This window comes from Shewanella sp. MMG014 (genome assembly GCF_018100775.1).
GTDB lineage: Bacteria > Pseudomonadota > Gammaproteobacteria > Enterobacterales > Shewanellaceae > Shewanella > Shewanella japonica.
Genome location: NZ_JAGJDZ010000007.1, coordinates 1 through 11,902 on the forward strand (window position 1 = coordinate 1; position 11,902 = coordinate 11,902).

The 11,902-nt window shown below is 44.8% G+C and carries 1 protein-coding gene; it reads left to right on the top strand.

Annotated elements, in window-relative coordinates; translation table 11 throughout:
- The coding region (locus J8L86_RS12375; RefSeq protein WP_211030573.1) for a VCBS domain-containing protein at positions 1–11,860 on the top strand (11,860 nt) is incomplete at its 5' end.
- Positions 11,861–11,902: the final 42 nt, after the last annotated feature.

Below are 11,902 nucleotides of genomic sequence, written 5' to 3' on the forward strand. Positions count from 1 at the left end.
TGGCACTGGCACTGGCACTGGCACTGGCACTGGCACTGGCACTGGCACTGGCACTGGCACTGGCACTGGCACGAATGAAAAGCCACTAACTATCGACAGTCAATTTAAAATTCAACAAGTTAAAGAAGATTCAAACACCGATGTGGTGACTGGTACATTACACGCTCAAGGTCAGCATTCTGATCTAATTAATTGGAGTATCAGTCAACCACAGGGGCAATTTGGAGCGATAAATATCGATCCAATAACTGGCGAGTGGCACTACCAACTCAACAACGCTTCCCAAGCCACTAATGCACTAGGTGAAAATGAGCACCACACAGAGCAATTTACCGTTACAGCAACTGATATTGAGGGTAACCAATTACAAACAAGCATTTCTGTTGAAGTTGAAGGTAGCAACGATCTTCCTAGTATATCAGGAGTCCATCACGCAGCACTTAATGCTGACGGGGCTATAGATAGCGCATCTGGTAATTTGATCGCCACAGATCCCGATACTGGTGATAATATCAATTGGTCAATTGCCAATGGACGCGGCCAACTGGGTGAGTTAACTATTGATCCAGATACAGGTACTTGGCAATATCATCTCAACAATCAAAACTCCGCAACACAAGCGCTGAATCAAGGTCAGATAGCAACAGAAACCTTTACAGTCATAGCCACAGATAGCTCAGGACAGCCTGTTACTCAGCAGGTAACAATTCAAGTGACTGGCAGTAATGAGTCAGCGCAAATTGGCGGTGTAACGACAGGAAGTATTACTGAAGATAAAAACCTCCACTCAGGCATCTCATCACAAGAGCTTCAAGTCGATGGTGCGTTAACAGTTACCGATGCAGATAGCGGTCAGGCGCAATTCAATGCAGAAATCCTGCAAGGTCAATTTGGAACGTTATCGATTAACAATTTAGGCCATTGGGTTTACACCGCTGATAACTCACAAGCGACCATTCAAGGTCTAAAAACGGGTGAGTCGTTAACTGATACGGTTCTAATTCATTCGGTTGATGGCACAGAACAACAAGTCACCGTCACCATTAACGGTACTGACGATAAAGCCGTGATTGCGGGCACTTCAACAGCAACACTCACTGAAGATAAAAACGTTCACTCGGGATTATTAAGGGTCGATGGTGCATTGACTGTGACCGATGTTGATAGTGGTCAAAATCAATTCCAAGCGGCATCACTGCAAGGCCAGTTTGGTCAACTGAGTATCAATGAGTTGGGTCATTGGATTTATACTGCTGATAACTCCCAACTGGCTGTTCAAAGTCTTAATTCTGGTGAGTCACTCACCGATACCTTAATCGTTCACAGCATTGATGGTACATCACAACAAGTCACCGTCACCATTAACGGTACTGACGATAAAGCGGTGATTGCAGGCACTTCAACTGCAACACTCACTGAAGATAAAGACGTTCACTCAGGTTTATTAAGGGTCGATGGTGCGTTAACCATTACTGATATCGATAACGGCCAAAACCAATTTGTTGCCGATAGCTATCAAGGTAATTACGGCTACTTATCGATTAATCAGCTTGGCCATTGGGTCTACACTGCTAATAATAACAGCGCCGCCATTCAAGGCTTAAAAGCTGGAGCCACGCTAACTGAAACACTATATGTGCATGCGATTGATGGCACAGAGAAAGTTCTCAAGATAAATATTAATGGAACCGAAGATAAAGCCATCATCAGCGGTATATCAATCGTTTCGCTAGTTGAAGATAAAAACCTACACGCTGGCTTTTTACATGCAGACGGTATGTTGGCAGTAAAAGATGCTGATATTGGAGATAATCAGTTTCAGGCCAATGCTTCACAAGGTTTATTTGGCGAATTAACCATCAATAATAATGGTCACTGGACTTATACCGCTGATAATAATCAACCTGCAATTAATCAACTCAAAACAGGTGAGTCGTTAATTGATACGATAGTTGTTAAATCTATCGATGGCAGCGAACATCAAATAAAAATCATCATCAATGGCCAAGATGATAAAGCAGTTATCTCAGGTTCTTCCACATTAGATGTCACTGAAGATAAAAACCTTTTCCAAGGACAGTTGAGAGCGGATGGTCAGCTCATTGTTTCAGATCCCGACTTAGGTGAAGCCCAATTTATCGCTGGAACTCTCGCTGGCCAGTATGGCCATTTTACTATCGACCCTTCTGGCGCTTGGACATACACCTCAGACAACAAACAAACGGCAATACAATCTCTTAATGCAGGGCATGAAATTACCGATACGGTGATAATCAAAACTGCTGATGGCACTGAACAAACTCTTTGTGTTCATATTCATGGCACCAATGATAGTGCAGTTATTTCAGGCACAAATACTGGAGTGATTTCAAATGCTTCTGGCGCGCCCAATATTTTGTACGCTAATGGTCAACTTCACATCACTGATGTTGATACAGGAGAAGCGCATTTTCAACCACAAGTAGTCGCTGGTGCTTATGGTAGCTTTTTAACGATTAAGCCAAATGGTGAATGGCAATATGCAGTCGATCATTACAATGCTAATGTGATCAAGTTACCCCATGGGCAGCAGCTAACCGAAAGCTTTACCGTAAAATCCATTGACGGTACCGAGCATACTATCTCAACCACCATTGTCGGTGATAACACGCCAGCGATCATCACAGGTACTGATGTCGCACTATTTAAAGAAGACGGCACTAAACAAACAGCGACAGGACAATTGAACATTCTCGACCCTAATACTGGCGATGAGCATTTCAAGCCTGAAACGCTACAAGGCAAATATGGCGAATTACACATCGACGACAAAGGGCTATGGCATTACGCGCTCAATAATCAAGGTGTAGCAGTTCAAAGTCTTAAAAGTGGCGAAACCGTTGATGACTTGTTCTTTATTAAAGGTCACGATGGCACTCCACATGGTATTCAAATACAAATACTTGGGACCAATGACTTAGCCAATATAAATGGGGTAGATGCGGGTGTTGTCGTTGAGGACAAACTGAGTTCAGGCCTACTGATAACCAAAGGTCAATTGACCATTACCGATATAGATAGCGGCCAAGATTTATTCCCTTCAGGACTACAACAAGGGCATTACGGTCAACTTGTTATCAGTAATAATGGCCAATGGCAGTACATTGCTAACAACAATCAACCTCAGATACAGCAACTATCTCAAACTGAAGCGCTTAAAGAAGTATTTGTAGTCCACTCAATTGATGGCACCGCCCACAAAGTTGAAGTCAATATACATGGCAACAATGACATCGCTAAGATCACCGGCGATACCTCTGCAGTGCTTCAAGAAGACACTCATAACCACCAAGGAAATCTAGTCGCACAAGGCCAGCTCGTCGCCACTGATATCGATCACGGTGAATCCCAATTTATTGTGGATGTTAATCACGCAGCTTACGGTCAATTTTCAATAAATAATGACGGACATTGGCAATACGTTGTTGATAATAATAGCCCTAATATTCAGGCCCTCACCAGCAAAGATACGCTCAAAGATACCATCATCGTCCGAACTGTAGATGGCACAGAAAAATCCATAACAGTTACTATTAATGGCAGTGATGATAAAGCCATTATTGGTGGCGTTGATACTGGCGATGTCACCGAGGGAACTGCTGGACAAGATATGTCGCCAGACTATGCTCAGCCAGGCATGGCTAAGCTAGGTCAAGCAGCATTAACAGCTGATGGTAAGTTAGATATTGTTGACCCCGACACAGGAGAATCTCAGTTTGACCCTAGAGGCGGTGCCTGGAATAACTCTTACCATGGACAATATGGACACTTACTATTAAACCCAGATGGAACATGGCATTACGATGTTACCGTAGGGAGTGTTGATTGGGTCGGAAATCGTAAGACAACGATCGGCACTGTCATTGATAAATTAGGTGAGCATCAAACGTTAACTGATACCATTACTGTGTACTCTAAAGATGGCACTCCACACGACATTGTTATCACTATTCATGGTAGTAATGACCGTCCTTACTGTTCATCAGAGGTGACTCTCAATGCTGGCACTGAAGATACTCGCCAGACGATTACCGTAGCACAGTTACTTACCAATACAGTTGATGTTGATACTAATGATACTGGTTTGCTTACCATTGAAAACTTACATGCAGATCACGGCTCAATAGCCATTAATCCTGACGGTAGCTTTTCATTCACACCAGAAAAAAACTATAACGGCCAAGTTCATTTTAGTTATGACGTTAAAGATGCACATGGAGGTGTCACACATACGGGTGCAACGACAACATTAACGGCGGTTCAAGATAGCGCAATCATTACTGAAGTCAGCACAGGGAGCATTACTGAAGATGGGTCTCATAGAAGCAGTAATGGAGGAACAGTTACGGAGTTGGCAACGGGCTCTCTTACTGTCGTTGACCCTGACACTGGTGAAAACTCATTCCAGTTTAGCCAGTTTGGTGAAACAAAAATTCATGACCCTTATGATGGGTTATTACGTATCGATAGCGCTGGTACTTGGACTTATCATGTTGATAACGCAAAGCTACAATACCTAGCTGAAGGTCAAACTGAAGTTGTTATATATCGCGTACATAGTAAAGATGGTACACCCTACGATCTTCATATTAATGTCACGGGGACTAATGATGCACCCACTGTAAACCAAGTGCATTTAACCAATGGTACTGAAGATGTCAGTTACCAAATGCAGGCAAGCCATTTTGGTTTTAGCGATGTTGATTCAGGCGACACACTTCATTCTATAAGCTTAACCAATCTGCCGAGTTTAGCGGAAGGTAAATTTGTACTTGATGGACATGATGTGTCTGTAAATCAGATTATCGATGCCGGAGATATCAGTAAGCTGCAATTTGTTCCAGCGAAAGACTTTAATGGTGATGTTCATTTCAGTTATACCGTGAATGATGGCCATGCCGATTCCGCTCCCGCTCAGGCAACCATAAATGTCGCAGCAGTGAATGACCCCTTAACTGACAGTGGCGCCCGCAATTTAGGCACAACGGATGAAGACCATTCAATTCATATTACACAAGCGCAGCTACTTGAACATTTGTCGGACCCTGACGGGTCACTGCAGATTGTTGGTACCCCAACTTCACCCCACGGAACCTTTAGTGGCGACGCAATTCACGGCTACACGTATACGCCTACTGCCAACTTTCATGGCGACAATGTCGATATTATTTACCAAGTTACTGATGGCACCAGCCATAGCACGGCGCACGCAAGTATAGACATTGCCTCTGTGACCGATAGTGCTCATGCAACACTAAGCTTTACCACTGAACAACAGGTAATGAGGTTTGATAGTAGTGGTCAAGGTTCAGTAATGAACAATGGCGAACTACAAACAGGTGACACTATCTCCAATATTGCCTTGGAGTTCAACGTCATCGGTGGCAACCAGGTTGCCACACAAGGTATACATGGGGCAACGTTTATTAGTTATGGTAACAGCCATTCCACCAACGAACTTTATGCTTGGAAACCATCAAATCTAACCGTATCGATTTGTGGCACTGAGTATGCAACAGGTATTGACACTACAGCTGACAATTTAACCCACCGTTACACACTATTGTGGGACTCCCACTCTGGCATCTTACAAGTATTGCAAGACGGTAAAGTAAAATTCACCCAAGATAACGTACATCAAGGCGATACGATGCCAGGTAAGGGGATGCTGTCGCTGGCGCAGGATCAAGATGGCAGCTTAGTCCATGAGGATGGCCACCATCAAAATCATGGTTTTCAGCCCAAAGATGCATTCCATGGGCAAATATTCAGTGCTGCAATGGTCACTAATCATCCCGTTGATGCCAGCTTATTATCACAAGCCCCGTTAAATAGCGTTGTGGATAAAAATAATGGCTTGGTAATTGATATTAGGATGGCAAATGGGGTCGCGAGTGATCTTACTGGCCATCATCAAATCACAACAACTGCTGGAGTGATATCAGAAGTCGTGCAAGTCGACAGCACCTTGGTCCCACCAAATCCTGATGCGCTCATTCGCTTAAATCCGGTCATCACTCCCCCTACCGATACTGACGACAAAATTGTCAAAACAGAGATTACTGGATTACTAAAAGGTACTGTTATCAGTGATGGACATGGGCATAGTCACACTATTAATGGAATGACAGATAAAGTCGATGTTAAAGATTGGTCGTTAGCCGATTTAACTGCACAATTGCCTGGTGGCAATAGTCACAATATGAATATAGGACTCATTGTCACCACCCAAGGACCAGACAATACTCAAGCGATAGACAGCCATTTTCAGGCATTAGTTCTGGATCCAACCAAACCAGTTCCCAATGCCCAAATTAGTGGTGATGATCTTGCCAATACTGATGAAGATACCAGCGTCTCTGGCGTGCTAAGTGTGCAAGACACTGATACCGCGCAAATGCATTTCAATGTTGCTGCTCTAGATGGCACCTATGGCCACCTCGACATGTCAAGCAATGGTCATTGGACTTTCACACCGAATGCCACCGCTAATGCGTTAACGAAAAATGATCAGGTACACGAAACCTATACCGTTTCTAGTATTGATGGTACCCAACACCAAATCACCATCAACATTGATGGCCGTGACGATAACCCAATCGTTACTGAACTCGCAGCACCTAAAACCGTTATTGAAGACGGCGGACACGACCACGTTCGCACTTCAGGCATGCTAAGTATCAGCGATCCAGATACTGGAGACACCCATAGCATTACCGAACAAACCGATGTACTGGGTACATATGGACACTTTACAATTGCAGCCAATGGCGGCTGGCATTACGAACTTGATAATGCTTTAGCTGCTACTCAAGCCTTAATCGAAGGGCAACACGTTACCGAAACATTTAATGTAGTCGTTACCGATAATGAAGGTGGTCAAACAACTCACACTATGCACTTTGACGTACAAGGTAGCAATGAAGCACCAACGATTGCGACACAAGTCATCCATGCTATTGAAGATGTTAATTATCACTTTACTAATGTTGACTTTGGTTTTACTGACAGCGATGGCGGCAGTTTAAGCAGTATCACCATTACTGAATTACCCGCTGCCAGTTTAGGTGTACTGCATCTAAATGGTGCTGCCGTCACAGTTAACCAAGTTATTAGCCAAACGGATATTGCTAACCTGATATTTGCCCCTGAACAGGACGTTAACGGTAGAGTTAACTTTAAGTACTCAGTTAATGATGGCCATGACAACTCATCGGTAGCAACGGCTGAAATTGATATTGCAGCAAGAAATGATGCACCGACCTCAGTTCATCTAAGTGTTAGGGATGTTGAAGACCATAGCCATACTTTCAGTAAAAATGAGTTCAGTTTTGCTGATGTTGATACGGGCGATACATTGCAGCACATTACCATTACTCACCTGCCCAACCCTGCACACGGTAGTTTGTTATTAGATGGTCGAGCAGTGGTTGCTGGCCAGCAAATTGATGCTGATAACATCGATAAATTGGTCTTTACGCCGGTAACAGATTTTAATGGCGAGTCTGCGTTTAAGTACTCAGTAAGCGATGGCAGCCTAGACTCGAAAGAGTACACTGGCGCAATCCACATTTCAGCAGATAACGATGCGCCAACTTTCTTAGCAGGTGGGCAATTTGCATCACTGCCCATCTCAGCGGCTTACGAATTTTCGGGTAATCAAGGCACCGATCTATCAGGCCGAAATAATCATGCCGTGCTAAGTGGCACCATCACTGCCACCACAGGTGCTGATGGCACGCCAGATTCAGCAGTGCAATTTCATGGTGATAGCGGCGCAAAAATCGAAGTCCCGGATTTACAATATGGCCAAGGTATTACGGTATCCGCCACGGTAAAATTTGACTCAATAACTGACAGTTATTCCAGAGTGTTTGATTTTGGTAATGGCCAAGCCAAAGACAACATTTTGCTCACCCATAGTGGCACCACCGATACACTGCAGCTCGAATTCATCGACGCTGCGGGTCAAAAGCATGACCTAATGGTGCCTCATGGGGTCACCCCGGGCCAATGGATGAAACTGACCGCGACCATTAGTCATGATGGTCATATGGCACTGTATAATAATGGCCAGCTATTAGGGGAAACCGATAGCGGTGCAGAGCTTCCCGCTACCGCTAGAAGTCAAAATTTCATTGGCAAGAGCCACTGGTCACAAGATGGTAACCTGCATGGTGCTTTTGATAACTTTGCGGTGTTTGATCAGGTCATTTCTCCTGCACAAATTAAAGCACTTGCTTCAGCAAGTAACTTGAATGATCTGCTACATAAGTACGATCAAATAGACCACGACCAATTTCACGCAACAGTTAACGTCAATCAAAGCTTTACCATCAATCAAGATGATATTTTAAACCAAGCCACTGATATTGATGGCGATACCTTATCGGTATCCCACGTATCCATTGCTGGGAATCACGGCACGATTCACAATAATGGTGATGGCACTTGGACCGTTACCCCTCAATCCAACTATCGCGGTGAATTGAAAATCGAAGTCGACGTGACCGATGGGCAAGAAACACTACCAGCGCACCTAACAGTTCAAGTGGGGAATGCCAGCATCACCGGTGATAGCAAGCTAACTACCGACGAAACCCATGCCGTTTCGGGTCAACTTACGGTGACCGACCCCGATACCAACCAAGATCACTTCATCGCTCAAGTGCTGCCTAGCAGCCACGGGGAATTCAGTATCGATACCAGTGGTCATTGGCAATATACGCCTAACAAAGCCGCACAAGCACTGTCACAGGGCCAAAGTGCCACCGATATCGTTACAGTTAAGACTGCCGATGGCACCCAACATCAAATCAGCGTCGACCTCACTGGTAGCGACACAGCCCCAACCACCGTCACCACCGATTTAGGCAAGGTTGAATCTGGCCACACACACGACTTTCAAGCAACTGATTTACTTGCTAATGTTACCGATGTTGATACCAGCACCGCGGGATTATCGATTGTGGCAGGTTCACTGCTCTCTCCCCATGGAACGGTAGTAACCAATCCTGACGGCAGCTATAGCTTTACTGCAAACCCAGGCTTTGTTGGTAACGATTTAGCCATTAGTTTCAAAGTCAGCGATGGTCATAACACGATTGATGCCAACGCCATAATTGATGTCACGCCGCCTCTGGCAATTACCCGGTTAGAATATGATACCGGTGTCAGTGATAGTGACTTTGTTACCAGTGACGGTCACATTATCTTATATGGTACTGGCGAGCCCGGTAGCACTATCATGGGAAGTGGGCTTCTCAGCCACTCGAAAGCAACTGTCGATGCAAATGGTTATTGGAAATTAGATGTTAGCGCAACAGATCGCGCCGATGGCACTTATACGCTAACCGTAATTGAAGTAAAAGCTGACGGCAGCTATGCCCAGGCCCATCATCAAATCACTATAGATACTGCTAAACCCACGCTGTCTATCAACCCTATATCTAATGACGATTGGATCAACCATCATGACCACCAGCAGGATTTAACCATTACAGGCGCCACAACCCATGTGGCAGATGGCAATTCGGTTAATGTGATTGTCGCAGGTACGCACTATAGCGCCAGCGTTAATAATAACCATTGGCAATTGGCCATTCCTGCCAACCAAGTTGCCAATATTGGCGACAACGCCTATCAAGTTCATGCTGAGGTTATCGCGACAGCAACTGGCGACACAGCTCAAGTTCAACGCCAGCTAGTGGTATCTGCCGATTTAAGCACTCTGGTACAAACTCAAGCCGTCGAGGAAGACAGTAAGACGACTGCGACGGGAACGTTATTTACTGTTGGCGCCAGTGAAACTGTTACCACTACAGGCGTATTACAAGGCAACTATGGCACCTTACACATGAACGCCGATGGTAGCTATCACTACACATTGGACAATAACACAGCTGCGATTCAGCAAATGGGGCAAACCGATAGCCATGCAGATAACTTTTTCATCAGTTACACCAATAACCATGGCGACACCAAGCATGCCGTGGTCAATATTGGTATTCATGGCACCAACGACGCCCCTCTATTAACAGGCACCTTTGAGATATCCCGTTCAATTACCACGGGCTCAATGACCCACACTCACTCTTACGGCTATATCAATATTGATGACATTGATAACGCTGACAACCTCAACGTCGAGTACATAGATAGTCAAGGTGGTCACCATCAATTGGATTTCACGCCAGGCAACCGCAATAAAATTGATGTGCAGGGCATTGGTCACTTTAATATTGATGCTGACGGTCGCTGGGATTTTACCTTTAGCCACAGTGGTCCAGAACGAGACAAACTCAATCAGGAGGTGGCTGCAGGTAAAATTCATACCGAAACCGTCACCATCAAAGTTACCGATAGCAGCGGTGAGAGCCGGGAAGAACATCTGACCGTGCATATTGGTGACGGTAAAACCGGACCTCAAATTTTCGGCGCTTCTGAGTCTGTCGTCACCGAAGATAAAGTCACACGCTCGCACGGTTTACTCGATTTATTAGTTGGTGATGTCAAAGTCGCCAGCGGTGTCACCTGGGCATTGCAAGCCGGAACACGTCCGCAATACGGTGACCTAACCTTAAGTAGCGATGGCAGTTGGCAATATCAGGCCCACAACGATTCGGCTCGTGTGCAGGCCTTGGCTCAGGGTGAGCGACTTGAAGAAACTGTCATGGTGACCGCTACCGACTCTCTTGGTCACAGTGTAGACCAGGCAATGAAGTTAGTGATCATCGGTACCAATGATGTACCTGTTGTTGGCCACGCGCTTTCGGGTACGGTTGTTGAAGATCATCTGCTCACTCTGAGTAAAGCTGATTTACTTGCTAACGTTCACGATACAGACGCTAAAGATGTGCTTGATGTAAGCCATTTATCAATAGTCGGTGGTGGTACTATTACCCAACAAGGTGACCATTGGGTTATTAATCCAGGGGTAAATTATAATGGGGAATTACGCTTAAATTATACGGTGACCGATGGTCATGTCGCGATAGATAACAGTATGGCAATTCATGTGTCGCCTGATGCCGATACTCCTACCATGATATTTACTAAGCATGTCGGAGATTTAGCTTCGCCACTCGATACTATGGCGATTTCGGGTAATGAAAATACTGATTTAGCGCTTAATATTAACGTATCCAGTCCTGATATAAATGAAACACTCACAGTTGAAATCACAGGCGTTCCACCAGGGGCTTCGCTATCTGCGGGAACTGAAAAGAACGGTATTTGGACACTACAACAAAGCGAATTAACTAACCTCAAAGTTATTCCTGAAGCTGACTTTCATGGTCATTTTGATTTGACGATTAGCGCCACGTCCCATGATGGCAGCTCAAGCAACTCTGCAAGCCAAGTGATTGCAGTGGAAGTTATCCCTGCACCGATATCTACTCCAGCACCAGTATCACAAAGCGATGAACCAGATACGTTAAATCAAAGTGATGATATCGACGTTAGTTTAGTCATTGACAGTACCGATAGTCTAGCCGCACCAGCACCTATCGATCATTACTTACAGATGGTTGGATTAAGCCATGATGAGCTTAAACCTGATACTGGCATTCCAGAGCTAGCGGAGTTGCCAACAATGCATGAGCTTAACACTGCTGATCCACAAGCAGACATGCTTGATATTGTTGAAGTCGATGCATTTGAAAACCCATTAGATGACGAGCATAAAGAACACCCGCAACATGCAGCTCATGATGCTGACAGCGTAATTGATGCGCCAACAGAGCAAAGTGACATTAATCAAGATAACGATGATGACATGCTACACCAAGCGCTAAACGATATGCATAATCAGTTTTAGGTGTGGCAAAACATCTAATACGGTAAACATGGACGTGACTTT